This is a genomic window from Streptomyces solicavernae, from assembly GCF_029968095.1.
GTDB classification, from domain to species: Bacteria; Actinomycetota; Actinomycetes; order Streptomycetales; family Streptomycetaceae; genus Streptomyces; species Streptomyces solicavernae.
Map to the genome: position 1 here is coordinate 157,645 of NZ_JASCIR010000010.1, position 24,385 is coordinate 182,029.

Consider the following 24,385-nt stretch of genomic DNA (forward strand, 5'->3'; position numbering starts at 1 on the left):
GGGCGGCGCGGGGTCGTTCACGCGGGTGCGGCCACGTCCTCGGCGGCCGGGGCCGCGGCCGCGCTCTCCCGGTCGCGGCGCTCGCGGCGGACCATGACCCACCAGCCGACGGGCACACCCGCGGCGAACAGCCACCACTGGACCGCGTACGCCATGTGCGGGCCGATCGAGTCGTGGTCGGGGGAGCCGATCAGCTCGGGGGAGCCGTTCTTCGGCTCGGGGGTGGTCAGGTCGACGTACCCGCCGAGGACCTGCCTGCCGAGGGACTCGGCCAGGTCCTTGCTGTTGATCAGCATGATCTGGCGCGGCGGCAGGCCCTTCAGGTCCTTGATGCCGCTGCCGGCGGTGGTCTCGTCGGCCATCAGACGGCCGACGACGGTGACTTCGCCGGCGGGCGGCGCGGGCACCTTCGGGAACGCCTTCTGGTCGGCGGCCGCCTTCACCCAGCCCCGGTTGACAAGCAGCACCTTGCCGTCGCGCAGTTCGAGCGGCGTCAGTACGTGGAAGCCGACCCGGTCCTCGGCGTTGGTGCGGCGGCGCACGACGACCTCGTGCTCGGCGTCGAAGGTGCCGGTGGCGCTGACCCGGCGCCAGTAGTCCTTGCGCGGAACCGTGTGCCCGGGCGAGGTGAGGTCCTCGACGGGGGCGGGGTCGGCCGCCAGGTTGTCCGCGATCAGGGTGTTCTGCGCGACCCGGTGCTGGTGCCGGTGAAACTGCCAGAAGCCCAGCTCGATCATCACGGGGATGAGGACGAGGGCCAGGAGGGTGAGCAGGACCCACTGCCGGGACAACAGGAAGCGGTACACGACGTCGACGGTACCCCGCACGCGAAGGCCCCCGACGGGTGGGGTCCCGTCGGGGGCCGGAGTACTTGAGTGGCCGCTCACACCTTGTCGACGATGCCCACCTTCCCCTCCGCGCGGGAGCAGTGCGCCCCGCAGAACCAGTGCCCCTCGACCTCGACGCCCTGGCCGATGATCTGGCACCGGCAGTGCTCGCAGATCGGCGCCATGCGGTGGATGGCGCAGGAGAAGCAGTCGAAGACGTGCACCGCGCCCTGCGCGTGCACCTCGAAGGACATGCCGTAGTCGTTTCCGCAGACCTCGCAACGTGCCATGCGCCACAGGTTGGGACGCGGGCCCGCGCGGGTGGGGCAGGCGTGCGGGGCGCGGCGCCGACAATCACTCGGTCGCGGCCACGCCACTCACCCGTCTGACGGTCCGCTCAGGTCCCGGTGGCCGGGGCGACGTCCCGAAGCAGCTGCCCGAAGGCCGCCTCGTCGAGGACCGGTGTCCCGTACGACTTCGCCTTGACGACCTTGGACGTGCCCGCGTCCGGGTCGTTGGTGACGAGCAGGCTGGTCAGGCGCGACACGCTCGTCGCCACGTGCAGTCCGGCCTCGATCGCGCGGTCCTCCAGGAGTTCCCGCTCGATGGAGGTGTCGCCGGAGAACGCGACCCGCATGCCCTGCTTGAGGGGTTTGTCTGCTTCGTACCGCCCGGGGTTCGGGTACGGGCACGCCGGGCGCTTGCGGTTCGGGCGCCAGCCGCCCGGGCGGTACGAGCCCTGGCGGCCGATGTGCGGGGCGGCGGGGGAGTCCTGCCACTCGGTCAGCGGGCGGCACTCCAGGAGCGGCAGCCGCACCCCGTCCCCGGCGGCCGCGCGCAGGCTCGGCCGGAACGCCTCGGCGAGCACGCGCGCGTCGTCCAGGGCGTGGTGCGCGCGCTGCTGTACGACGCCGAAGTGCGCGGCGAGCGACTCCAGCTTGTGGTTGGGCAGCGGCAGGCGCAGCTCCTTGGCGAGCGCGATTGTGCACAGGCGCTGGCGGACAGGGGCGGTGCGTCGCGCGCGGGCGTACTCGCGGGCGATCATCGACCAGTCGAAGACGGCGTTGTGCGCCACCAGGACGCGGCCCTCCAGGCGGGCCGAGAACTCCTCGGCGATCTCCGGGAACAGCGGGGCGCCTTCGAGGACGTCGGTCGTCAGGCCGTGGATCCAGACCGGGCCCGGGTCGCGCTCCGGGTTGACCAGCGTGTACCAGTGGTCCTCGACCTCGCCCTGGGCGTCGAGCTGGTAGACGGCAGCCGACACTATCCGGTCGTCTCGGGCGAGGCCGGTGGTCTCCACGTCGACGACCGCGTACCCCGACGGGTACGCGGCCGGCCATGGCGCTGCTGTCGTGCGGTCTTCGAGCATGGTCCCTGAGGATACGGCCCGGCACTGACAACGCGGACACGTGGTCCGCGGCTCGCGCCCGGCTCCGTCAACTCGCCCCCGACGTACGGGAGTCCACGTCCCCGCCGGTCGTGGGGCTGCTTCGAGGGCTGTTCAGGAGGCCGTCGACCAGCGCCCGTACCGAGACCGTGAACAGCTTCTCCGGCTGTGGGCCGCGGGCGAGCGCACGCGCGAGCGCCGGGTCCTGCACGCCCTGGCCGGCGCCCCGCACGTCCCACAGCTCCTGCTCGCCGGGCCGCTGTGCGGGCGCGCGGGCGCGGTTGCGCTCGACCAGGACGAAGCCGACGGTCTGGAACAGCACCGCGCGTACCGCCTCGGCGGCCGGGGTGCCGCGCAGGCCCGCCGCGTGCACCTCGTGCACCAGGGCGCGGGCGGCGGGCTGGAACATCCGCTCGGTGAGGCCGCGTTCGTGCACCATCGCGATCAGGTGCGGATGGTCGAGCAGCCGGCGGCGCAGCGCGCGGGCCACCGAGACCACCCGCGCCGCCGGGGTGCGCCCGCGCGGGGTGAGGTCGCCGAGCTCCGCGACGGTCCGCTCGACGAGCGCTTCGAGGAGCGACTCGCGGTTGCCGACGTGCCAGTAGATCGAGGTGACCGCCGTGCCGAGCTCGGCGGCGAGCTTGCGCATCGTGAGCGCGCGCGGCCCCTGCTGCTTGACCAGGACGGCCGCCGCGTCGAGCACCTGCTCGCGGGTCAGTGACGCACGTACGGAACCGGACCCACCCGACATCGCACCCCCAACTTCCTCAACTTCCCTGAGCACAAAGCTCTTTACCCTTCATCGGCCACGGTGTAACTGTGTTACAGAACCGCGCACGTCGAGCACGTCCTGCGAAGGGTGGTACGACATGGCACGGATACGGTACGGCGCCCGCTCCGAGGCGGAGATCCGGGCGGCGCGCAGCGCGAGCGCGAAACTCCCCGACATCTGGTCCACGGGAGTCGTCGCCGTATGGGAGACCGACCCGGACGCGGTCGCCGCGGTCCTCCCGCCGCCGCTGAAACCCACCGGCCGGCCCCTGGTGCGGGCCGGCATCAGCAAGGTCGACCTGCCGGGATATCCGCTCGGCGCGGGCTCCGTCGCGGTCGCCGCGGCGCACGGCGGGGTCGCCGGCTGGTACCCGCTGGTGATGCCGATGACCCACGAGCGGGCGCTGACCGGCGGCCGGGAGGTGTTCGGCGAGCCGAAGAAGCTGGGTGAGGTCACGGTCGAGCGCGACGGTCTCGTCGTACGCGCGGCGCTCGCCCGGCACGGCATCGCGTTCGTGGAGGTGCGCGGCGCGGTCGGCGAGGTGCTGCCGCTGCCGGAGCCGGCCCGGAAGACCGACTTCTACTTCAAGTTCCTGCCCGCGGTGGACGGTTCGGGCCTGGAGGACGACGCGGCCCTGGTGCACTGCGTACGCGAGGAGAGGGTGCGCAAGCTGGAGCGGGTCACCGGGGACGTGGTGCTGCGCGAGTCGATGTACGACCCGGTGGCGGACCTCCCGGTGCTCTCGCTCGTCGAGCTGACCCTCGGCGAGAAGACCACCGACCAGCGGGGCCGGGTCGCCGAACGCGTCGCCGCCGAGGCCGTGTTGCCGTACATCCACCAGCGGTACGACGACCCGCGGCAGATCCTCGACGGGCCGCCGGAGGGCAGCGAGGAACCGGCGGCCGGGAAGGGCGGTGCCTGATGGAGCTGCGGGCCGGGCAGGTCGCCGTCGTCACGGGCGCCGCGAGCGGCATCGGGCTCGCGCTGGCCCGGAGGTTCGCCGCCGACGGGCTGAGGGTGGTCCTCGCGGACGTGGAGGAGACGGCCCTCGACAAGGCCGCCGCCGATCTGCGCGCCACCGGCGCCGAAGCGCACGCGCGCGTGGTGGACGTTTCCGAGCGCGACTCGGTCACGGAACTCGCGGACGCGGCGTACGACACCTATGGCGCCGTGCATGTGCTCTGCAACAACGCGGGCGTCGGATCGGGCGCCGAGGGACGCATGTGGGAGCACGAACCCAACGACTGGAAGTGGGCGTTCGCGGTCAACGTGTGGGGCGTCTTCCACGGCGTGCAGGCCTTCCTGCCCCGGATGCTGGCGGGCGGCGAGCCCGGCCACGTCGTCAATACCTCGTCGGGCGACGGCGGCATCGCCCCGCTGCCCACCGCGTCCGTGTACGCCGTCACCAAGGCCGCCGTCGTCACCCTGACCGAGTCGCTGTACGCACACCTGAAGGCGGAGCACGCGCGCGTGGGGGCGTCCGTGCTGTTCCCCGGACCGCACATGCTGCGCACCGGCCTGTGGGAGTCGCACCGCAACCGGCCCGAGCGGTACGCGAAACAGCGGCCGCGCCGCACCCCGTACCGCAGCCTCGGCCAGTGGGAGGCGGCGATGAAGGAGGCCGGGCAGGAGGTGCGGTTCACGCCCGTCGAGGAGGTCGCCGACTTTGTCGCGGACGGCATCCGCGCGGGCCGTTTCTGGCTGCTCCCGGAGAGCGAGCACAGCGACCGGCAGATCCGGGCGCGCTCGCGGTCGATGCTCGACCGCGCCGATCCCTCGTACCTCGAACGTTTCATTCTGGACTGACTGGACTGACTGACTGACTGACTGACTGGACTGAGGAGCAGTGACCGAGATGCCCGACCAGGACCCGTACCTGATCATCTCCTCCGACTGCCACGCCGGACTGCCCACCGAGGAGTACCGGCCGTACCTCGACTCCCGCTTCCACCGCGACTTCGACGACTTCCTCGCCGGGCGCGAGCGCCGCCGTGAGGAGATGACGCGGCTCGGCGTGCGCAACGAGGCCTTCGCGAACAAGTGGTTCAGCGACAACGAGGAAGGCCTGAAAGGCGGTTGGGACTCCGTCCAGCGTCTCAAGGAGCTCGACGGGGACGGGGTGGCCGCCGAGGTGGTCTTCCCCGACGCGGACGCCGTCGACAGCCAGACCGCCGCACCGTTCGGCGTCGGCCTCGGGCTCTCCGGCGACCAGGACCCCGACCTCGGCATGGCGGGCGCACAGGCGCACAACCGCTGGCTCGCCGAGTTCGTCGGCGGGCACGCCGAAAACGCAGCACGGCACTGCGGCGTCGCCCTGTTGCCCGTCACCGGCGAGACGGACCGGGTCGTCGCCGAGATCCACCGGGCCAGGGAGTCCGGGCTCGGCGCGCTGATGATCCCGTCCATGTGGGTCGACCAGGCCCCCTACCACGACCGGCGTTACGACCCGGTGTGGGCGGCCGCCGCCGAGACCGGCATGCCGCTCGTCACGCACTCGGGCGCCGCGCCCCGCCACGAGTACGGCGACCACCTCGGCATCTACGTCAGCGAGGTCACCTGGTGGCCCGCCCGGCCGCTCTGGTTCCTGCTCTGGTCCGGCGTCTTCGAGCGGCACCCCGGGCTCAAGTTCGGGGTGGCGGAGTCGGGTTGCTGGTGGCTGCCGAACCTGCTCTGGTTCATGGACCGGCTCTACCTCGGTGCGCACGGCGGCAAGAAGCTCTCCCCGTTCGCCGAGCTGAAGCGGCCGCCGCACGAGTACCTGGACCGGCAGGTGTTCATCTGCGCCACCAACACCAAGCGCCGCGAACTCGCCCAGCGGTACGAGATCGGCGTCGACAACATCCTCTGGGGCTCCGACTTCCCGCACCCCGAGGGGACGTGGCCCGACACGCGCGCGTGGCTGCGGAAGACGTTCCACGACATCCCGGTCACGGAGACCCGCCGCATGCTGGGCCTCGCCGCAGCCGAGGCGTTCGGCTTCGACACCGCGAAACTCGCCCCTGTAGCGCGGCGTATCGGCCCCACCCCGGCCGACCTGGGGCAAGACCCGGACCAGAGCGCCGTCGAGGCCTCCTGGGCCCGCTCACGCGCGGTGGGCCGGCACTGGCTCACCGACCACGACTTCCCGACCCTGGGGACCGCCCGCGATCTCCCGAGCCCGGGGGTGGAACGGTGAATCCCGAGGACCGCTACACCGTCATCTCCGCCGACTGCCACGCGGGCGCCGACCTCCTCGACTACAGGCCCTACCTGGAGTCGAAGCACCACGACGCCTTCGACGCCTGGGCGGCCGCGTACGTCAATCCGTACGAGGACCTGCTCGCCGACACCGCCGACAGGAACTGGAACTCCGAGCGCCGCATCGCCGAGCTCGAAGCGGACGGCATCGTCGCGGAAGTGGTGTTCCCCAACACCATCCCGCCCTTCTTCCCCTCCGCGTCCCTGATGGCCCCGGCGCCCACCCGCGCCGAGTTCGAGCAGCGCTGGGCGGGCCTGCGCGCCCACAACCGCTGGCTCGCCGACTTCTGCGCGGCGGCCCCGGGGCGCAGGGCCGGGGTCTTCCAGGTCCTGCTCAACGACGTGGACGAGGCGGTACGCGAGATCCGCCGGGCGCATGCGGCAGGGCTGACCGGCGGCCTTCTGCTCCCCGGAACCCCGCCCGGCTCGGGCCTGCCGGAGCTGTACTCGTCGGTGTACGACCCGATCTGGGCGGCCTGCGCGGAGCTCGGCGTGCCGGTCAATCACCATGCGGGTTCCGCCTCGCCGCCGCTCGGCGAGGAACCGGCGGCGCGGGCGGTGTTCATGGTGGAGACGACCTGGTTCTCGCACCGGGCGCTGTGGCACCTGATCTTCGGCGGGGCGTTCCGCCGCCATCCCGGCCTGAAGCTGGTCCTCACCGAGCAGGGCTCGGGCTGGATCCCGGGCGTGCTCGACATGCTGGACTACTACCACGGGCGCCTGGTCGCGGCCGCCACGAAGGCGGGCACCGCGGAGTCCAAGTTCGGTGCGGGACTCGCCGATTCGATGGGCCAGGGCCCGTCCGCGGCCTGGGCCGAGCACTGTTACGTCGGCGCCAGCTTCATGCGCCCGCACGAGGTGCCGCTGCGCGAGCGGATCGGCCTCGACAAGATCATGTGGGGCAGCGACTATCCGCACGACGAAGGCACGTACCCGTACACCCGCGAGGGCCTCAGGGCCGCCTACGCCGGGCTGCCGCCCGCGGAGGTCGCCGCGATGGCCGGCGGCAACGCGGCCCGCGTCTACGGCTTCGACCTGGACCGCCTGGACGCGCTCGCGGCGAAGGCCGGCCCGACGGTCGCGGAGATCGCCGAACCGCTGGGCAGCCCGCCCGCCGACGCCACGTCGCCGGTGTTCGCGCGCGGGGGGTCGGTACGGGTGTGGTGAACGGTGAGCGGTGAAGGGCGGCCGGTGAAGGGGACGGCGGGTGTGGAAGGGCGACAGAGAGGAGAGCTTTACCACGAGTAATACTTGTCGGTAACTACCTCTAGTCGAGGCGGCCCGGCCGCCCTTACGGTGCACTCATGTCCCCGAACCTGCCCGATGTAGTGCTCTGGTCCATACCGGCGTTCGTGCTGCTCACGGTCGTCGAGATCGTCAGCTACCGCTTCCATCCCGACGAGGAGGCCGCGGGCTACGAGACCAAGGACGCCGCCACCAGCATCGGCATGGGGCTCGGCAGCCTCGTCTTCGACCTCCTGTGGAAGATCCCCATCGTCGCCGTCTACACGGCGGTGTACGAGCTGACGCCGCTCAGGGTGCCGGTGCTGTGGTGGACGATCCCGCTGATGCTGCTCGCGCAGGACTTCTTCTACTACTGGTCGCACCGCGGCCACCATGTGATCCGCATCCTGTGGGCCTGCCACGTGGTGCACCACTCCAGCCGCAAGTTCAACCTGTCGACCGCGCTCCGCCAGCCCTGGACGAGCCTCACCGTGTGGCCGTTCTACGTGCCGCTGATCGCGCTCGGCGTGCACCCGGCGGCGCTCGCGTTCTGCTCCTCGGTGAACCTCGTCTACCAGTTCTGGATTCACACCGAGCGCATCGACAAGCTGCCCCGGTTCTTCGAGTTCGTCTTCAACACGCCCTCGCACCACCGCGTCCACCACGCGTCCCAGGGCAGCTACCTGGACCGCAACTTCGGCGGCATCCTGATCGTCTGGGACCGGCTCTTCCGCTCCTTCGTGCCCGAGACGGACCGGCCCGTCTTCGGACTGACCAAGAACATCGACACGTACAACCCGCTCAAGGTCGCCACCCACGAGTACGTCGCCATCGCCAAGGACCTGAAGGCGGCGGCGAGTTGGCGTGAGCGGGGCGGACGGCTGTTCCGCGGGCCCGGCTGGTCGCCCGCGCCGCAGGGCGAGGCGCAGCGGCAGGAGCCGGTCGCGGAGGGCGCCGCGTGAGGCCTGAGCGGCTGCTGCTCGCCGCGTTCGGCCTCGCCCTGGCAGGCGACCTGGGCTCCCTCCTCGTCGGCTTCGGCCCCGGCCACACCGTGTGCAAGCCGCTGCTGATGCCGCTGCTCGCGGGGTACGCGGTGTGCGCCTGGCGGGCCGCCTCCGGGAACGGCGAGCCCCGGATGCTGGTCGCCGCGCTGCTCTTCGGCTGGGGCGGCGACGTGCTGCTGCTCTTCGACGCCGAGCCCGCCTTCCTCGGCGGCATGGGCTCGTTCGCCGCCGGCCACGTCTGCTGGCTGCTGCTCTTCGCGCGGTACGGGACGGCCCGGCCGTACGCCCTTTGGCTGGGCCTGGCCTACGGTGCCGCGCTCGCCGGGACGGTCGCGCTGCTCTGGTCCGACCTGCCGGGGGATCTGCGGGTCCCGGTCGCCGGGTACAGCCTGCTGCTCACCGCCATGGCGTTCCGGTCGGCGCGGCTCGGGCTCGCGGCCGGGGCCGGCGGGGCGCTCTTCCTGCTCTCCGACACCCTGATCGCCACCGGGGTCGCCGAGTGGCCGCAGCTGCCGAGGCCGGACTTCTGGATCATGCTGACGTACGCGGCGGCCCAGTACCTGCTGGCCCGTGGCGTCCTCACCGCCCGCCCTGCCCAGGCGACGGCACCGGAAGCCCGTACGGCCGCCTGAGCCGGGGTCTCAGCCCCACAGCGGCCGTTCCCACCACACCGGCGCGGGTACGGCCGTGAGCAGCGCGGAGACCGCGACGACCACCGCGAGGACCAGTACCTCGACCCGCGCGGGCGCGATCGCCGCGTACGGGTCGGGGGAGCGGCGCAGCCGGACGCGGGCGGCCACCGCCAGCGCGGCGATCACGGCGACAAGGAGCAGTTTGGCGATCAGGACCCGGCCGTACGCGGTCGTGAACACCGAGTCCAGGGGGAGCTTGCGCAGGGTCGAGCAGACGCCCGTGGCCGTGATCCCGGCGAACAGAACGGCCGCCACGCGCGCGTAGAGCCCGAGCAGCGCGGCGCCCGCCGTGGGCCGCGCACGCCAGGCCCGCATCGTGCGCAGCACCTGCAGCAGCCCGCCCGCCCACAGCGCCGCGCACGTCAGGTGGACCAGCGTGAGCGCACTGCCGAGCAGCGGGTCGTCCTCCCGGCCGAGACCTGGGTGCGCGCGCAGCGCCTCCGCGACGATCACCGCGGCGAGCGGCACCGTGGCGGTGCCGGGACGCCGCGACTGCGCGCAGAACCCGGCCGCCACGAAGGCGTTGACCTCGGCAAGCGCGAGCAGCCCGTCCGTCGTCTCGTACAGCCGCCCCGGGTGCAGCTCGTCGAGCGACCCCGGCACCAGGTTGCCGTTGGCGACGATCAGCGCGAGGCCCACGGCGGAGGCGGCGCCGACGAAGGCCGCGACGAGCGCCCAGCTCCGCGCCGTGCCCTCCGGCGCGTCCGGCACCCGCCGCGCCAGCCACACGGCCGCCGACTCCCCGACGAGCACGCACAGCGCGGCGAACATCGTGATCCGCAGCAACGTGACGACCCCGGCCCCGGGCGGGGTGGCCTCGCCGGTGCCGTCGAGCGCGAGCGCGGGCCCGAGCAGCGGGACGAGGGCGGCGGCGGCGACAAGCACGAGCACAGCCAGCGCCCGCCGCACCGCGGCCCGCCGTACGGCCGTGCCCACTTCGGGCACCTCGTCCCGCGCGGCGACGGAGGGTTCGGGCATGCTCATCGACTGATCGTCACCGGAACCTCCGGGCTCGGCAAGCTCGAAGGTCCACCGGGGCTTCCCTCGCCCACCCGCTGCCTCCCTCAGCTTTGCAGGACGCCGGGAAGGGACGCGGAAACGGGCCGCCCGCAGACCGGACGGCCCGTGCACCTGCGGCAGGGCTACTTGCGCACCGCGTCCAGCGCGTCCACGATGCCGAAGCCGTAGAAGCCGTTCAGGTTCTTGCCGCCCTCGCACTCCGCTTCGACCTTGCCGTCGCCGTCAGGGTCGTACGGCTCGGTCGGGCAGCCCGGGTTGTCCGCCTGCACCTTGAGGAGCCGCTGCAGCTGCGCCGGGCCCGCCTTCGGGTGCGTGGACTTCAGCAGCGCGGCCACACCCGCGGCGTGCGGCGACGCCATCGAAGTGCCCTGCAGCCAGCCGTACTTGTTCCCCGGCATGGTGGACAGGATCCGCCCGTTCTTCGACGGGGTGTCCGGCAGCTGGTACTTGTCGCCGCCCGGCGCCGCGACGTCGACGACGCCCTTGCCGTACGTGGAGTAGTACGACTTGAGGTTCTTGTCGCCGGTCGCGCTGACCGTGACCACGCCCGGGAGCTGCGTCGGGACGTCGAAGCACTCGCTCGGGTCGATCTCGCGCTCCACCGGAGTGGAGTCGTCCGGCGAGGAGTCGTCCAGGATCGAGTCCGAGGCCAGGTCGTGGTTGGAGTTGCCCGCCGAGGCCAGGTTGAGGGTGCCCTTGCGCTGGGCGTACAGCTGGGCCCGGTTGACCGCGTCGACGATGGCCTTCTGGTCCGGGTCGTCCATGCAGTTGTACAGCCACGGGTCCACGTAGTAGCTGTTGTTGGTGATCTCGATGCCCTTGTCGGCGGCGAACACGAAGGCGCAGACGACGCTCTCCGGGTAGAACAGGCCGTTGTCCGGGTCGCTCACCTTGATGCTCGCGACCTTCACGCCGGGCGCGACGCCGGCGACGCCGATGCCGTTGCGCGCGGCCGCGATCTCCCCCGCGACGTGGGTGCCGTGGTAGTTGTCCGCCGTGTACGGACGCCAGGCGCCCGGCGAGGTGTCCGCCTTGCCGCCCGCGCAGTTCGCGGACTGCGAGGCCGAGAAGTTGGGCGCGAGGTCCGGGTGGGTGTCGTCCACGCCGGTGTCGATCACGCCGACCGTCACCTCGGAGCTGCCGGGGTTGATCTTCGCGGCCTTGTCGGCGCCGATCGCCCGCAGGTCCCACTGGTCGGCTTCCATCGGCTCGGCGTCCGTGGCCGCCGACTTGACGCTCGCCGCGGGCGCGTCGACGTACGTGGGGGCGCCCTCCTCGGTCGTGCCCGCCGCCCGCAGCGGGGAGGTCCGCGTCGCGCCCGCGGACTGCACACCGCGCGCCTTGCGGATTTCCTTGCCGAAGTCCGGGTTCGCCGAGTGCACGACGATGACGCCTATGCGGTCGTACGCGACGACGACGGTGCCGCCGGCCTTCGCTATCGCCTTCCGCACCGAGGCGATCGTGTCGTCGTCGGCCTTCGTGTTCACCACATAGGCCAACTTCGGTGCGTCCGCGGCGACTTGGCTCTGCCCGCCCTGGGGCGGCGACGCTGCCGCCGACGCCGAGCCGGGCGCCATCCCGAGCGTCGCCGCCGAGAGGGCGACGGCCAGACCGACCGGCGCGACGAGGCGGCGGCGTCCGGAGCGCAGATGAGTCATGGGGTCTCCACTTCATCCGTAAACAAAAGGCCCGAACACCAGTCGTGCCCGGGCATCACTTGGCGCGAAGCCAAGGCCTGAACCTAGCGGCGCGGATCCCTGACCGGCAACGACTTCCCGCAGAAAGATGGGGAGTTGGGGTGCAACGGGCGCGCCGCCGTGCGGTTGCGGTTGAGTGAAGCAAGCATCTGACCCCTGTTGGATCACGTGTCGATGGGCCTAGCATCGCCATCCGACCCGCGTGATCCAGCTCACTTGTCAGCGCGAGATCCCGCCCCCCAGACCAACGCACCCGTGTCGCTAGGAGAATCCGTGGCCACCGATGCACGACCACCGTCGAAGGTCGGTTCAGAGACCAGTCCGGCGACGCCCACGACGGAGGCGTTCGTGGAGGTGCAGAAGGGGGCGGAATTCGGCGAACTGCGCCGCTCCCACCGTTCCTTCGCCTTCCCTCTGACGATCGCGTTCACCGCCTGGTACCTGCTGTACGTGCTGCTCTCGAACTACGCGGGCGGCTTCATGGGCACCAAGCTGTTCGGCAACATCAACGTCGCCCTTGTCTTCGGGGTCCTGCAGTTCGTCACCACCTTCGCCATCGCCTGGCTGTACTCGCGGCACGCCGCGAAGAAGCTCGACCCCAAGGCTGAGGCGATCAAGTCCCGTATGGAGGCCGGAGCATGAGCCAGCACGTCTCCCTCGCGGGGCCTTCCGAAGTCCTCGCCGCGTCATCGGAGGTCAGCGAGCACCAGCCGCTGATTCTCGTGCTGTTCGGCCTCTTCGTCCTCGCGACCCTGTTCATCACCGTCTGGGCCGGCCGGCAGACCAAGGACGCCGCCGACTTCTACGCGGGCGGCCGCCAGTTCACCGGCTTCCAGAACGGCCTCGCCATCTCCGGCGACTACATGTCCGCCGCGTCGTTCCTCGGCATCGCGGGCGCCATCTCCCTGTTCGGCTACGACGGCTTCCTGTACTCCATCGGCTTCCTCGTCGCCTGGCTCGTCGCCCTGCTCCTGGTCGCCGAACCGTTGCGCAACTCCGGCCGGTTCACGATGGGCGACGTGCTCGCGTACCGGATGCGGCAGCGCCCCGTCCGTACCGCCGCGGGCGCCTCCACCATCGTCGTGTCGATCTTCTACCTGCTCGCGCAGATGGCCGGAGCGGGCGTCCTCGTCGCGCTGCTGCTCGGCATCACCACCGACGCGGGCAAGATCGGCGTCGTCGCCCTCGTCGGCGTCCTGATGATCGTGTACGTCACCATCGGCGGCATGAAGGGCACCACCTGGGTGCAGATGGTCAAGGCCGTGCTGCTCATCGGCGGCACCGTCCTGATCACCTTCCTGATCCTGCTGAAGTTCGGCTTCAACATCTCCGACCTGCTCGGCGCGGCCGCCGAGAACAGCGGCCAGGGCGCGGCGTTCCTGGAGCCCGGGCTCAAGTACGGCGCCACCGCCACCTCGAAGCTGGACTTCATCTCCCTCGGCATCGCCCTGGTCCTGGGCACCGCAGGACTGCCGCACATCCTGATCCGCTTCTACACGGTGCCCACCGCCAAGGCCGCCCGTAAGTCCGTGAACTGGGCCATCGGCATCATCGGCGCCTTCTACCTGATGACGATCGTCCTCGGGTTCGGCGCCGCGGCCCTGCTCTCGCCGGACGAGATCACGGCCTCCAACAAGGCGGGCAACACGGCCGCGCCCCTCGCCGCCCTGGAGATCGGCGGCGGTGGCGAGTCGGCCGGCGGCGCCATCCTGCTCGCCGTGATCTCGGCCGTCGCCTTCGCCACCATCCTCGCGGTGGTCGCCGGTCTGACGCTCGCGTCCTCGTCGTCGTTCGCGCACGACATCTACGCCAACGTCATCCGCAGGGGTCAGGCCACCGAGAAGGAGGAGGTCCGCGCGGCCCGCTGGGCGACGGTCTTCATCGGCATCGTCTCCATCGCGCTCGGCGCCCTGGCCCGCGACCTGAACGTCGCCGGTCTGGTCGCCCTCGCCTTCGCCGTCGCCGCGTCGGCCAACCTGCCGACGATCCTCTACAGCCTGTTCTGGAAGCGTTTCACCACCCAGGGCGCGCTCTGGTCGATCTACGGCGGCCTCACCTCGTCCGTACTGCTCGTGCTGTTCTCGCCGGTGGTCTCGGGCAAGCCCACGTCGATGTTCCCGGACGTCGACTTCCACTGGTTCCCGCTGGCGAACCCGGGCATCATCTCGATCCCGCTCGGCTTCCTGCTCGGCTGGCTCGGCACGGTCCTCTCCAAGGAGGAGCCGGACCAGGGCAAGTACGCGGAGCTGGAGGTCCGCTCCCTCACCGGCACCGGCGCCCACTGAGCCGAATCCCGTTCCGGTCGGACGCCGCGGCCCCGTCGTAGATCCCTACGACGGGGCTGCGGCGCGTCTCGTGGGATCGGGCCCCGTGTCCTTGTCGGTCCCGTCACGTAGGCTCGATCACCAAGGAAACCGGAAAGGGAGGGGGCCGACGTGCTCATCGACACCTACGGCAGAGTGGCCACCGACCTGCGGGTCTCACTGACCGACCGGTGCAATCTGCGGTGTACGTACTGCATGCCCGAGGAGGGCCTGCAGTGGCTGGCCAAGCCGGACCTGCTCACCGACGACGAGATCGTCCGCCTCATCCGCATCGCCGTCACACAGCTCGGCATCACCGAGGTCCGCTTCACCGGCGGCGAGCCCCTGCTCCGCCCAGGGCTCGTCGGCATCGTCGAGCGCTGCGCGGCCCTGGAGCCGCGCCCCAAGATGTCCCTGACCACCAACGGCATCGGCCTCAAGCGCACGGCCCAGGCCCTCAAGGCCGCGGGCCTCGACCGGGTCAACGTCTCCCTGGACACCCTCAGGCCGGACGTCTTCAAGACCCTGACCCGCCGCGACCGCCACCACGACGTCCTGGACGGCATGGCCGCAGCCCGCGAGGCCGGCCTCACCCCGGTCAAGGTCAACTCGGTCCTGATGCCGGGCCTCAACGCCGACGAATCCCCCGACCTCCTCGCCTGGGCCGTGGAGAACGACTACGAGCTCCGCTTCATCGAGCAGATGCCCCTCGACGCCCAGCACGGCTGGAAGAGGGACGGCATGATCACCGCCGGTGACATCCTGGCGTCGCTGCGGACGCGCTTCACGCTCACCGAGGAGGGCCAGGAGGAGCGCGGCTCCGCCCCGGCCGAGCGCTGGATCGTGGACGGCGGCCCGCACACGGTCGGCGTCATCGCCTCGGTGACCCGCCCCTTCTGCGCCGCCTGCGACCGCACCCGCCTCACCGCCGACGGCCAGGTCCGCACCTGCCTCTTCGCCACCGAGGAGACCGACCTGCGCGCCGCGCTCCGCTCCGACGGCGAGGACGGTTCGGACGAGACGATCGCCCGGATCTGGAAGCAGGCCATGTGGGGCAAGAAGGCGGGCTCGGGCCTGGACGACCCGTCGTTCCTGCAGCCCGCCCGCCCGATGTCGGCGATCGGCGGCTGACGGCGGGCTCGCCGCCCCCCGGCGAGCTCTCCATCCCCGGCGGTTCTCAGCTCCCGGCGGTTCTCAGCTCCCGGCGGGCTCTCCGCCCCCGGCGGGCGAGTCCTCCCAGTCCGCGAGACGGACGACATCCTTCAAGAACCCGCGTACGCCAAGGAACTTGGACAAGTGCTCGCGGTGCTCCTCGCAGGCCAGCCAGGTCTTGCGCCGCTCCGGCGTGTGCAGCTTCGGGTTGTTCCACGCGAGCACCCACACCGCGTCGGCGCGGCAGCCCTTGGCGGAGCACTGCGGGGTGGCGGGGGAGTCGGACGGTGTGCCGGGGAGGCCGGGAAGCCCGGGAAGACCTGGTGAATTCACGCCTCAACCCTAGACAACGCAGAAAAGGCGACGCCGAGCAGCCACGGGGGGAGCTGCCCGGCGTCGGTCTGTCGCTCCGACGGGGGATGCGGAGCGCGTACGAAGTATGTCATGGGGGAGTGGGTGCGGTGCACCGGAACAACATGATTGATCTGAGCTTTTCTTGAGCTTTGCGCTCAGCGCTGTCCCCGTGCCTGTTCACGCCCCGCGCCGTCACCCTCCGCCGCCTCCGTCGGACCGGCCTCCGTCTGCCCCGCCTCGGTCGGACCCGCCTCGGTCGGACCCGCCTCGGTCGGACCCGCCTCGGTCGGACCGGCCTCCTCGGCCGCGTCGGGATGCGAGGGCGCGGTGAGCATCGGCCGCACCGGCGCCGGCACGAACGTGGACGGCAGCGAAGGGGCGTTCTCCCGGCCGGCGTTGGCGATCACCACCGAGATGTACGGGAGGAGTATCCCGAGGACGAGCGCGACGATCGCGACGTGCCGCTCGACGTTCCACAGCACCGCCGCGAGGATCACGGCGACCGTGCGCACGGACATGGAGATCACATAGCGGCGCTGCCGGCCGCGCACGTCGTCGGCGAGGCCCTGCCGGGCTCCGGTGATCCGGAACACCTCGTCGTTCCCGTGCTTCCGCATCACGTCCCACCACCCCGCCCGCTGTACCGGCTCGTCCCGGTCTGAACATCTCCACGGTACGCCTGGCCTGCGCCGCCGTGGAGGCCGGGGCGGCCGTGCCCGCGCCGGGTGATCGTCCCGACATGCGCGCTCCGGTCGCAGGCCTGAGACTGTCGGTAACTGCTCACCGAGCCGTATGAGGAGGAGCCATGGGCTGGTTGTGGGCGATCATTGTGGGATTCGTGCTGGGCCTGCTCGCCAAGGCGATTCTCCCCGGCAAGCAGCACATGCCGCTGTGGCTGACGACCGTGCTCGGCATCATCGGCGGCGTGGTCGGCAACTCCCTCGCGGCGGGCTTCGGCATCGCCGAGACGAGGGGCATCGACTGGGGCCGGCACGCCCTGCAGGTGGCCGCAGCCGTGGTGCTGGTCTTCCTCGGCGACATGGCCTACAAGGCGGTCCGCGGTAAACAGACCACCTAGAGCCGTCCAGTACGGACGACGAGGGGCCGGTCCCCTGTGGCCACAGGTCCCCCTATGACCACAGGGGACCGGCCCCTCGTGCGCGTGCGTTCTCTACCGGGTCACGCGTCGATGACCTCGATCGCCGCCAGGTTCTTCTTGCCGCGGCGCAGGACCAGCCACCGCCCGTGCAGCAGCTGCTCCCGCTCGGCCACGGCGTCCTCGGCGGTCACCTTGACGTTGTTCACGTACGCCCCGCCCTCCTTCACCGTGCGCCGCGCGGCGGACTTGCTGGCGACCAGGCCGACCTCGGCGAACAGGTCGACGACCGGGCCGAGTTCGGTCACCTGCGCGTGCGGCACCTCGGAGAGCGCCGCGCTCAGCGTGGCCTCGTCGAGGCCGTCCAGCTCGCCCTGGCCGAAAAGCGCCTTGGACGCGGCGATCACGGCGGCGCACTGCCCGGCGCCGTGCACCAGCGTGGTCAGCTCCTCGGCCAGCGCCCGCTGCGCGGTCCGCGCCTGCGGCCGCTCCTGCGTGACCTGCTCCAGCTCCTCAAGCTCGGTCTGCGACTTGAAGCTGAGGATGCGCATGTACGTCGAGATGTCCCGGTCGTCGACGTTCAGCCAGAACTGGTAGAAGGCGTACGGCGTGGTCAACTCCGGGTCGAGCCAGACGGCGCCGCCCTCGGTCTTGCCGAACTTGGTGCCGTCCGCCTTCGTCATCAGCGGCGTGGCCATCGCGTGCGCGTGCGCCTCCGGCTCCAGGCGGTGGATCAGGTCCAGGCCCGCCGTGAGGTTGCCCCACTGGTCGGAGCCGCCGGACTGCAGCACGCAGCCGTAGCGCCGGTAGAGCTCCAGGTAGTCCATGCCCTGCAGCAGCTGGTAGCTGAACTCGGTGTAGCTGATGCCCTGGTCGGACTCCAGGCGGCGGGCCACCGAGTCCTTGGTGAGCATCTTGTTGACCCGGAAGTGCTTGCCGATGTCCCGCAGGAACTCGATGGCGGACATGCCGCCCGTCCAGTCCAGGTTGTTGACCATCGTCGCGGCGTTGTCGCCGGACTCGAAGTCCAGGAACGGCTGGATCTGCGAGCGCACCCGCTCGACCCACAGCGCGACGGTCTCCGGCGAGTTCAGCGTGCGCTCGGCGGTCGGCTTCGGGTCGCCGATCTGGCCCGTGGCACCGCCGACCAGGGCCAGCGGACGGTGGCCCGCCTGCTGCAGCCGGCGCATGGTGAGCACCTGCACCAGGTGGCCGACGTGCAGGCTCGGCGCGGTCGGGTCGAAGCCGCAATAGAACGTGATCGGGCCGTCCGCGAGCGCCTTGCGCAGTGCGTCCTCGTCAGTGGACTGCGCGAAAAGTCCGCGCCACTGAAGCTCGTCGACGATGTCCGTCACGATCCCGTGTCTCCTCGAAATGAAAGGTCGGCCGCAGAGTGGGCCGCTGGACCCAGTCTATGGGGGCCGGGCGGGCGGCCTGAACCGGATTCTGCTGGTGGCAGAGGAACCGGAAGGGCCTGCCCCGGCGGCACCCGTCCGGCCCTTCCGGTTCTCACCGGACCGGCGGCACCCGCCCTTCCGGTTCTCCCCGGGTCACACGCCCTGGCTGACCGAGCTCATGTTGAAGTCCGGCACGCGAAGGGCGGGCATCGCGGCCCTGGTGAAGTAGTCGCCCCACTCGCGCGGCAGCGTCTTCTCCGTACGGCCGACCTCCGAGACCCGGCCGAGGAGGCCGACCGGCGACTCGTTGAAGCGGAAGTTGTTGACCTCGCCGACGACCTCTCCGTTCTCCACCAGATACACGCCGTCGCGCGTGAGGCCGGTCAGGAGCAGCGTGGCCGGGTCGACCTCGCGGATGTACCAGAGGCAGGTCAGCAGCAGGCAGCGTCCTCCATGATCCGTGGCCGCGACCATCTCGTCCAGGGAGCGCTCGCCGCCGCCCTCCAGGATCAGGTTGTCCACGCTGGGCGCCACCGGAAGGCCGGTGAGGCCCGCGCTGTGCCGGGTGCTCAGCAGATGCGTGAGCTCGCCGTCGCGCAGCCAGTCGGTGGGGCCGAGCGGCAGGCCGTTGTCGAACACCGAGGAGTCGTCGCCGGAGGCGTGCGCGAGTACGAACGGGGCGGATTCCAGGCCGGGTTCGCGCGGGTCGCTGCGCAGCGTCAGCGGCAGTTCGGACAGCTTCTCGCCGACCCGGGTGCCGCCGCCGGGCGTGGAGAACACCGTGCGCCCCTCGGCGGCGTCCCGCGCGCCCGACGACCAGTACTGGTAGATCAGCAGGTCCGCCACGGCGCTCGGCGGCAGCAGCGTCTCGTACCGACCGGCCGGCAGTTCGATGCGGCGCTCCGCCCAGCCGAGGCGGGTGGCGAGCTCCGCGTCCAGGGCCGCCGGGTCGACGTCCTTGAAGTCCCGTGTGGCCCGGCCCGCCCACGCCGAGCGGGTGCGGTCGGGTGACTTGGCGTTCAGTTCGAGCGTGCCGTTCGGCTGGTCGTGGCGGAGCCGCAGCCCCGTCGACGTACCGAGATAGCTGGACGTCAGCTCGTGGTTGGCGAAGCCGTACAGCTCACGACCGCCCGCACGCGCGCGTGCGAAGGCCTCGCCGAGGGCCGGGGCGAAGTCCGCGAACACGCCCGAGGTGGTCTCGGCGGGCGCCTCGGTGAAGTCGGCGGAAACCGTGCCCCCGCCGATCAGGGGCTGCGCGTCCTCGGCCGGACCGGCCGAGCGCGCCGCGTCCTCGGCGGCCCGCACGATGTCGGCCAGCTCGTCGGCGGTCACCGCCGCGCGTGAGACGACTCCGGAAGCGGTGCCCTCCTTGCCGTCGACGGTGGCGATCACGGTGAGGGTGCGCCCGCGCGTGACGCCGTTCGTGGTCAGCGCGTTGCCCGCCCAGCGCAGGTTCGCGGTCGACTCCTCGTCGGCGATCACCACGCATCCGTCGGCCTGGGAGAGCTCCAGGGCGCGCTCGACGATCTCGTGCGGCTTGTTCGTACGAGAGCTCACTGGCCCGCCTCCTGGGTGGTGTTCAAAATGTTCACATTCTGGAAGAGCGCCGAGGGGCAGCCGTGCGAGACCGCCGCGACCTGGCCCGGCTGGGCCTTGCCGCAGTTGAAGGCGCCACCCAGGACGTACGTCTCGGGGCCGCCGACCGCGGCCATCGAACCCCAGAAGTCGGTGGTCGTCGCCTGGTACGCGACATCGCGGAGCTGGCCCGCGAGGCGGCCGTTCTCGATCTTGAAGAAGCGCTGTCCGGTGAACTGGAAGTTGTAGCGCTGCATGTCGATGGACCAGGAGCGGTCCCCGATGACGTAGATGCCGCGCTCCACGCCCGCGATCAGCGCGTCCGTCGACGGCCCGTCCGGCGCCGGCTGCAGCGACACGTTCGCCATCCGCTGCACCGGCACATGCGCGGGGGAGTCGGCGTACGCGCAGCCGTTGGACCGCTCGAAGCCGGTGAGCTTCGCGATCCGCCGGTCCAGCTGGTAGCCGACCAGCGTGCCGTCCTTGACCAGGTCCCAGGACTGCCCCGCCACGCCCTCGTCGTCGTACCCGATGGTCGCGAGCCCGTGCTCGGCGGTGCGGTCACCCGTGACGTTCATGATCTCGGAGCCGTACTTCAGCTTGCCCAGCTGGTCGAACGTCGCGAACGAGGTGCCCGCGTACGCCGCCTCGTAGCCGAGCGCGCGGTCCAACTCCGTTGCGTGGCCGATGGATTCGTGGATCGTCAGCCACAGGTTGGACGGGTCCACCACCAGGTCGTACGCCCCCGGCTCGACGCTCGGCGCGCGCATCTTCTCGGCCAGGAAACCGGGGATCTGCGCCAGCTCCGCGTCCCAGTCCCACACGCCGCCCGTCAGGTACTCCCAGCCGCGTCCGACCGGCGGCGCGATCGTGCGCATCGAGTCGAACTCGCCGCTCTTCCCGTCCACGGCGACCGCGGTGAACTCCGGGTGCAGGCGGACCCGCTGCTGGGTGGTGACGGTGCCCGCGGTGTCGGCGTAGAACTTGTTCTCCTGCACCGTGAGCAGCGAGGCGTCCACATGCGCCACGCCCTCGGCCGCGAGCAGCCGCGCACTCCAGTCGGCGAGCAGCCCGGTCTTCTCCTCGGCCGGTACGTCGAAGGGATTGATCTCGTACGCGGAGATCCACGTCCGGTCGGCGTGCACGGGCTCGTCGGCCAGCTCCACGCGCTCGTCGGAGCCTGCGGCGGCGATCACCTGCGCGGAGAGCTTCGCCATCGCGACGGCCTGGGACGCGACCCTCGCCGCCGCGTCCATCGTCAGATCCACACCGGAGGCGAAACCCCAACTGCCGCCGTGCACCACGCGCACCGCGTACCCGAGGTCCGTGGTGTCCGACGAACCGGACGGCTTGGCGTCGCGCAGCCGCCAGGCCGCGCTGCGCACCCGCTCGAAACGGAAGTCCGCGTGCTCGGCGCCGAGGGCGCGGGCGCGGGCGAGCGCCGCGTCGGCGAGCGCCCGCAGCGGCAGCGCGGTGAACGCTGCGTCGATGGAATGAGGCACGAATGTCTCCTGTCGGCTGCTGTCGTGTCGTAACCGGTGTGTCCGGTGGGTGGTGTCCGGTGGGTGGTGTCCGTAAGTGGTGTGTCCGTAACCGGTGTGTCCGGTGAGCGGCTGGACGTGTCCGATCATGTCGCGTCGGCCCGTACGGTCGCCAGGACTTCTGTAGAGACCCGACAGTCCGTGCTCCGAGGGGCTGTCGGGGCTCGATTCTCCGTATCGCGGAAACGACCGATAGTTTGCTGGGGTACCAGACTGCTAGGGAAAGGGTGATCCGTTGAGCCGCTCGGTTCTCGTCACCGGAGGTAACCGGGGCATCGGCCTCGCCATCGCCCGCGCGTTCGCCGACGCCGGCGACAAGGTCGCGATCACATACCGCTCGGGTGAGCCGCCGGAGGGCTTTCTCGCCGTCCGGTGCGACATCACCGACGCCGAGCAGGTGGAGCAGGCCTACAAGGAGATCGAGGAGAAGCACGGTCCCGTCGAGGTCCTGGTCGCCAACGCGGGCGTCACCAAGGACCAGCTCCTCATGCGGATGTCCGAGGAGGACTTCACCGCCGTCCTCGACACCAACCTCACCGGCACCTTCCGCGTCGTGAAGCGTGCCAACCGCGGCATGCTGCGCGCCAAGAAGGGCCGCGTCGTGCTGATCTCCTCCGTGGTCGGGCTCCTCGGCTCCGCGGGCCAGGCCAACTACGCCGCGTCCAAGGCCGGCCTCGTCGGCTTCGCGCGCTCCCTGGCCCGTGAGCTCGGCTCCCGGAACATCACCTTCAACGTCGTCGCGCCCGGCTTCGTCGACACCGACATGACCAAGGCGCTCACCGACGACCAGCGGCAGAACATCGTCGGCCAGGTGCCGCTCGGCCGCTACGCGCAGCCCGAGGAGATCGCCGCGACGGTGCGGTTCCTCGCCTCGGACGACGCTTCGTACATCACTGGAGCCGTCATCCCGGTTGACGGCGGATTGGGCATGGGGCACTGACACCGATGACTAACGGAATCCTCGCGGGCAAGCGCATCCTCATCACCGGTGTGCTGATGGAGTCCTCCATCGCCTTCCACGCCGCCAAGCTGGCCCAGGAGCAGGGCGCGGAGATCATCCTCACGGCCTTCCCGCGGCCTACGCTGACCGAGCGCATTGCGAAGAAGCTGCCGAAGCCGACGACGGTCCTCGAACTGGACGTCACCAACGACGAGCACCTCGCCGGCCTCGCCGACAAGGTCCGCGCCGACCTGGGCGGCGGCCTCGACGGCATCGTCCACTCCATCGGTTTCGCGCCGCAGGACGCCCTCGGCGGCAACTTCCTCGACACCCCCTTCGAGTCGGTGTCGACGGCCATGCACGTCTCCGCGTACTCGCTGAAGTCGCTGACGATGGCCTGCAAGCCGCTGATGACCGCATCTGACAGCGCCTCCGGCGCGGGCGGCGGCTCGGTGGTCGGCCTGACCTTCGACGCGCAGTTCGCCTGGCCGCAGTACGACTGGATGGGCCCGGCCAAGGCCGCCCTTGAGGCGACCAACCGCTACATGGCGCGCTACCTCGGCCCCGACAACATCCGCTGCAACCTGGTCTCGGCGGGCCCGATCGGCTCGATGGCCGCGAAGTCCATCCCGGGCTTCTCCGACCTGGCCTCCGTCTGGGACAGCCGCTCCCCGCTGAGCTGGGAGCTGACCGACCCGGAGCCGACCGGCAAGGCCATCGTCGCCCTCCTCTCGGACTGGTTCCCGAAGACCACCGGCGAGATCATCCACGTCGACGGCGGCCTGCACGCGATCGGCGCCTGATCCCTCTTCGTACGACTGGCTCGTACGCGGCCGACGCCCCGTTTCCCGCACCGCGCGGGAGGCGGGGCGTCGCCCGTTCGGCCCTGCTGACCGGGCGCCCACGGCCCGAAGTGCGCACGCTGGAAGTCGAGTTCGAGACCGCTCTCTCCCCCTTGTGGTGCAGCCACGGCAGCCCGAGTGACTTGTCGTAGTACGGCCGAGGAGGTCCTTCCGGTGCGCAGTCCCCACGCCCTGCCCTCGGTGCTCGCCGGGCTCGCACTGCTGGTCTGCCTCCCCGTGTCCTTCCCCGCGGAGGCTGCCTCGCATCCCGCTTCGCATCCCGCTTCGCATCCCGATTCGCGTGCGGTGGCGCAGGCGCGGCGGCCGTTCGGTGCGGACTGCCGGGTACGTCAGTCCGGCTCGCACGTGGTCGCGTACTGCCACAACCCGTACCCCGAGACGGACCGGGTCGCCCTGCACATCGAGTGCCGCGAGTGGTGGGACCTCGACACCGACACCGCGCGTGTGGCGGCCGGCCCGGCGATGACGGTACGGCTGGCGGGGCGCTGCTGGAAGGAGATCGGGTCTGCCTGGGTCAGTCACGCGCGGTGAAAACGGGTACTACGCGCGCGTGCCGTCCCCGACCCCGTCCCCGATCCCGCGCCCGTCCCCGGCGGCGTTCTCGTTGAACTTCTCCGTGCGGCACAGGAACGGGTAGCCCGCCGCCTCCGCCGCCGCCGTCTCCGCGTCGCCCACGCGGATCGCGTCCACGAGCCCTGCGTGGTCCATGTTGTTCTCGGGGCTCAGCCGCTCGCCCACGTCGTCGCGCAGCCAGGCCCGCAGGACCTCGCCCAGGTCCGCGTACAGCTCGGTCAGGACCTCGTTGTGGCCCGCCGAGACCACGGCCAGGTGGAACGTCGCATCGGCCTCGATGAAGGCGTCCCGGTCCCGGTCCTGCCAGGCCAGTTCGCGGCGTTCGAGCAGCGCGTCCAGCTGCTTGAGCTCGCGTTCCGTGCGGCGTTCGGCGGCGAGCTTCGCGGCGGTCGACTCCAGGGTGGAGCGCAGCTCGGCGATGTGGCGCGGGTCGGCGTCGGCGAACCTGCGGTGCATCACCCCGGCCAGCTCGCTGGTGGCGGCCACATAGGTGCCGGAGCCCTGCCGGATGTCGAGCAGGCCGTTGTGCGCGAGCGCCCGCACCGCCTCGCGCACCGTGTTGCGGGCGACGCCGAGCTGCTCGACCAGCTCCGGCTCGGTGGGGATGCGGCTGCCCACCGGCCACTCGCCCGAGGTGATCTGGTTCCGCAGTTCGGCGATGACCTGGTCGGCGAGTGCGGAGCGCCTGGGGGATGTCAGGGGCATGGTGCTTCCTTCGGCGGGCGGGCGGA

25 protein-coding genes are annotated in these 24,385 nt (G+C 71.2%); 13 read left to right on the forward strand and 12 right to left on the reverse strand.

From position 1 onward, the window contains the following. Window positions 1-17 precede the first annotated feature (17 nt). The 4 genes from QIS99_RS14790 to QIS99_RS14805 form a co-directional block, all read right to left on the reverse strand. Entirely contained in the window at window positions 18-806 is a 789-nt protein-coding gene (locus tag QIS99_RS14790; RefSeq protein ID WP_282513757.1) for an SURF1 family cytochrome oxidase biogenesis protein, read from the reverse strand. 77 nt (window positions 807-883) lie between these two features. Further along, the gene (locus QIS99_RS14795; RefSeq protein ID WP_282513759.1) at window positions 884-1,117 is read right to left on the reverse strand and encodes a hypothetical protein; all 234 of its coding nucleotides are present in this window, start codon (window positions 1,115-1,117) and stop codon (window positions 884-886) included. 107 nt (window positions 1,118-1,224) lie between these two features. Continuing rightward, on the reverse strand, window positions 1,225-2,196 hold the full coding sequence (locus tag QIS99_RS14800) for a DEDDh family exonuclease (protein ID WP_282513760.1): 972 nt from the start codon (window positions 2,194-2,196) through the stop codon (window positions 1,225-1,227). A 67-nt stretch (window positions 2,197-2,263) separates the two neighbouring features. After that, window positions 2,264-2,965 (reverse strand): TetR/AcrR family transcriptional regulator, encoded by a 702-nt coding sequence (locus QIS99_RS14805; RefSeq protein WP_282513761.1) that lies wholly within the window; start codon window positions 2,963-2,965, stop codon window positions 2,264-2,266. Window positions 2,966-3,083: 118 nt separating this feature from the next. On the opposite strand from QIS99_RS14805, the gene QIS99_RS14810 reads away from it, so the two are divergent. The 6 genes from QIS99_RS14810 to QIS99_RS14835 all read left to right on the forward strand — a co-directional run bounded on the left by QIS99_RS14810 (window position 3,084) and on the right by QIS99_RS14835 (window position 9,083). Beyond that, window positions 3,084-3,908: an acetoacetate decarboxylase family protein gene (locus QIS99_RS14810; protein WP_282513762.1), complete on the forward strand. Its 825-nt coding sequence runs from the start codon at window positions 3,084-3,086 to the stop codon at window positions 3,906-3,908. After that, window positions 3,908-4,792 (forward strand): SDR family NAD(P)-dependent oxidoreductase, encoded by an 885-nt coding sequence (locus tag QIS99_RS14815; RefSeq protein WP_282513763.1) that lies wholly within the window; start codon window positions 3,908-3,910, stop codon window positions 4,790-4,792. The genes QIS99_RS14810 and QIS99_RS14815 overlap by 1 nt, the downstream gene beginning before the upstream one ends. Before the next feature lie 49 nt (window positions 4,793-4,841). Continuing rightward, window positions 4,842-6,161, forward strand: a complete 1,320-nt coding sequence (locus tag QIS99_RS14820; RefSeq protein ID WP_282513821.1) for an amidohydrolase family protein — start codon at window positions 4,842-4,844, stop codon at window positions 6,159-6,161. Further along, window positions 6,158-7,390, forward strand: coding sequence for an amidohydrolase family protein (locus QIS99_RS14825; protein ID WP_282513764.1), 1,233 nt, complete (start codon window positions 6,158-6,160; stop codon window positions 7,388-7,390). The genes QIS99_RS14820 and QIS99_RS14825 overlap by 4 nt, the downstream gene beginning before the upstream one ends. A gap of 137 nt (window positions 7,391-7,527) precedes the next feature. Beyond that, a complete protein-coding gene (locus QIS99_RS14830; protein ID WP_282513765.1) occupies window positions 7,528-8,409 on the forward strand; it encodes a sterol desaturase family protein in 882 nt (293 codons plus the stop codon). Beyond that, window positions 8,406-9,083, forward strand: coding sequence for a lysoplasmalogenase (locus tag QIS99_RS14835; protein WP_282513766.1), 678 nt, complete (start codon window positions 8,406-8,408; stop codon window positions 9,081-9,083). The genes QIS99_RS14830 and QIS99_RS14835 overlap by 4 nt, the downstream gene beginning before the upstream one ends. Window positions 9,084-9,092: 9 nt before the next feature. Here the strand turns inward: QIS99_RS14835 and QIS99_RS14840 are convergent, their stop codons facing one another. Then, entirely contained in the window at window positions 9,093-10,127 is a 1,035-nt protein-coding gene (locus QIS99_RS14840) for a CopD family protein (RefSeq protein ID WP_282513767.1), read from the reverse strand. 158 nt (window positions 10,128-10,285) lie between these two features. Further along, window positions 10,286-11,821, reverse strand: coding sequence for a S8 family peptidase (locus QIS99_RS14845; protein ID WP_282513768.1), 1,536 nt, complete (start codon window positions 11,819-11,821; stop codon window positions 10,286-10,288). Between the two features lie 312 nt (window positions 11,822-12,133). Between QIS99_RS14845 and QIS99_RS14850 the strand changes: the two genes are divergently transcribed. The 3 genes from QIS99_RS14850 (at window position 12,134) to moaA (ending at window position 15,294) form a co-directional block, all read left to right on the forward strand. Next, window positions 12,134-12,502, forward strand: a complete 369-nt coding sequence (locus QIS99_RS14850) for a DUF485 domain-containing protein (protein ID WP_282513769.1) — start codon at window positions 12,134-12,136, stop codon at window positions 12,500-12,502. Then, entirely contained in the window at window positions 12,499-14,145 is a 1,647-nt protein-coding gene (locus QIS99_RS14855) for a solute symporter family protein (protein WP_282513770.1), read from the forward strand. The genes QIS99_RS14850 and QIS99_RS14855 overlap by 4 nt, the downstream gene beginning before the upstream one ends. A gap of 150 nt (window positions 14,146-14,295) precedes the next feature. Further along, window positions 14,296-15,294 (forward strand): GTP 3',8-cyclase MoaA, encoded by a 999-nt coding sequence (gene moaA / locus QIS99_RS14860; protein WP_282513771.1) that lies wholly within the window; start codon window positions 14,296-14,298, stop codon window positions 15,292-15,294. A gap of 63 nt (window positions 15,295-15,357) precedes the next feature. Here the strand turns inward: moaA and QIS99_RS14865 are convergent, their stop codons facing one another. After that, on the reverse strand, window positions 15,358-15,648 hold the full coding sequence (locus QIS99_RS14865) for a hypothetical protein (RefSeq protein ID WP_282513773.1): 291 nt from the start codon (window positions 15,646-15,648) through the stop codon (window positions 15,358-15,360). A 176-nt stretch (window positions 15,649-15,824) separates the two neighbouring features. After that, window positions 15,825-16,286: a DUF3099 domain-containing protein gene (locus QIS99_RS14870; protein ID WP_282513774.1), complete on the reverse strand. Its 462-nt coding sequence runs from the start codon at window positions 16,284-16,286 to the stop codon at window positions 15,825-15,827. A gap of 188 nt (window positions 16,287-16,474) precedes the next feature. Here QIS99_RS14870 and QIS99_RS14875 point away from each other — a divergent pair, with 188 nt between their 5' ends. Next, window positions 16,475-16,747, forward strand: a complete 273-nt coding sequence (locus QIS99_RS14875; RefSeq protein ID WP_282513775.1) for a GlsB/YeaQ/YmgE family stress response membrane protein — start codon at window positions 16,475-16,477, stop codon at window positions 16,745-16,747. 101 nt (window positions 16,748-16,848) lie between these two features. On the opposite strand, the gene tyrS is transcribed toward QIS99_RS14875, so the two are convergent. The 3 genes from tyrS to QIS99_RS14890 form a co-directional block, all read right to left on the reverse strand. After that, window positions 16,849-18,120 (reverse strand): tyrosine--tRNA ligase, encoded by a 1,272-nt coding sequence (gene tyrS, locus QIS99_RS14880; protein ID WP_282513777.1) that lies wholly within the window; start codon window positions 18,118-18,120, stop codon window positions 16,849-16,851. Between the two features lie 195 nt (window positions 18,121-18,315). Further along, on the reverse strand, window positions 18,316-19,719 hold the full coding sequence (locus QIS99_RS14885) for a metallopeptidase TldD-related protein (RefSeq protein WP_282513778.1): 1,404 nt from the start codon (window positions 19,717-19,719) through the stop codon (window positions 18,316-18,318). Continuing rightward, entirely contained in the window at window positions 19,716-21,239 is a 1,524-nt protein-coding gene (locus QIS99_RS14890) for a TldD/PmbA family protein (RefSeq protein ID WP_282513779.1), read from the reverse strand. The genes QIS99_RS14885 and QIS99_RS14890 overlap by 4 nt, the downstream gene beginning before the upstream one ends. Window positions 21,240-21,513: 274 nt before the next feature. On the opposite strand from QIS99_RS14890, the gene fabG reads away from it, so the two are divergent. From fabG to QIS99_RS14905, 3 genes are all read left to right on the forward strand, one after another. Then, window positions 21,514-22,218 carry a 3-oxoacyl-[acyl-carrier-protein] reductase gene (gene fabG, locus QIS99_RS14895; RefSeq protein WP_282513780.1) on the forward strand — a complete coding sequence of 235 codons (705 nt, stop codon included), beginning with the start codon at window positions 21,514-21,516 and terminating at the stop codon, window positions 22,216-22,218. Between the two features lie 5 nt (window positions 22,219-22,223). Beyond that, complete coding sequence (gene fabI / locus QIS99_RS14900) at window positions 22,224-23,021, forward strand: enoyl-ACP reductase FabI (protein WP_282513781.1); 798 nt, start codon at window positions 22,224-22,226, stop codon at window positions 23,019-23,021. Window positions 23,022-23,234: 213 nt separating this feature from the next. Then, window positions 23,235-23,612 carry a hypothetical protein gene (locus tag QIS99_RS14905; protein WP_282513782.1) on the forward strand — a complete coding sequence of 126 codons (378 nt, stop codon included), beginning with the start codon at window positions 23,235-23,237 and terminating at the stop codon, window positions 23,610-23,612. A gap of 9 nt (window positions 23,613-23,621) precedes the next feature. Here the strand turns inward: QIS99_RS14905 and QIS99_RS14910 are convergent, their stop codons facing one another. Continuing rightward, on the reverse strand, window positions 23,622-24,359 hold the full coding sequence (locus tag QIS99_RS14910; RefSeq protein WP_282513783.1) for a FadR/GntR family transcriptional regulator: 738 nt from the start codon (window positions 24,357-24,359) through the stop codon (window positions 23,622-23,624). Between the last annotated feature and the right edge of the window lie 26 nt (window positions 24,360-24,385).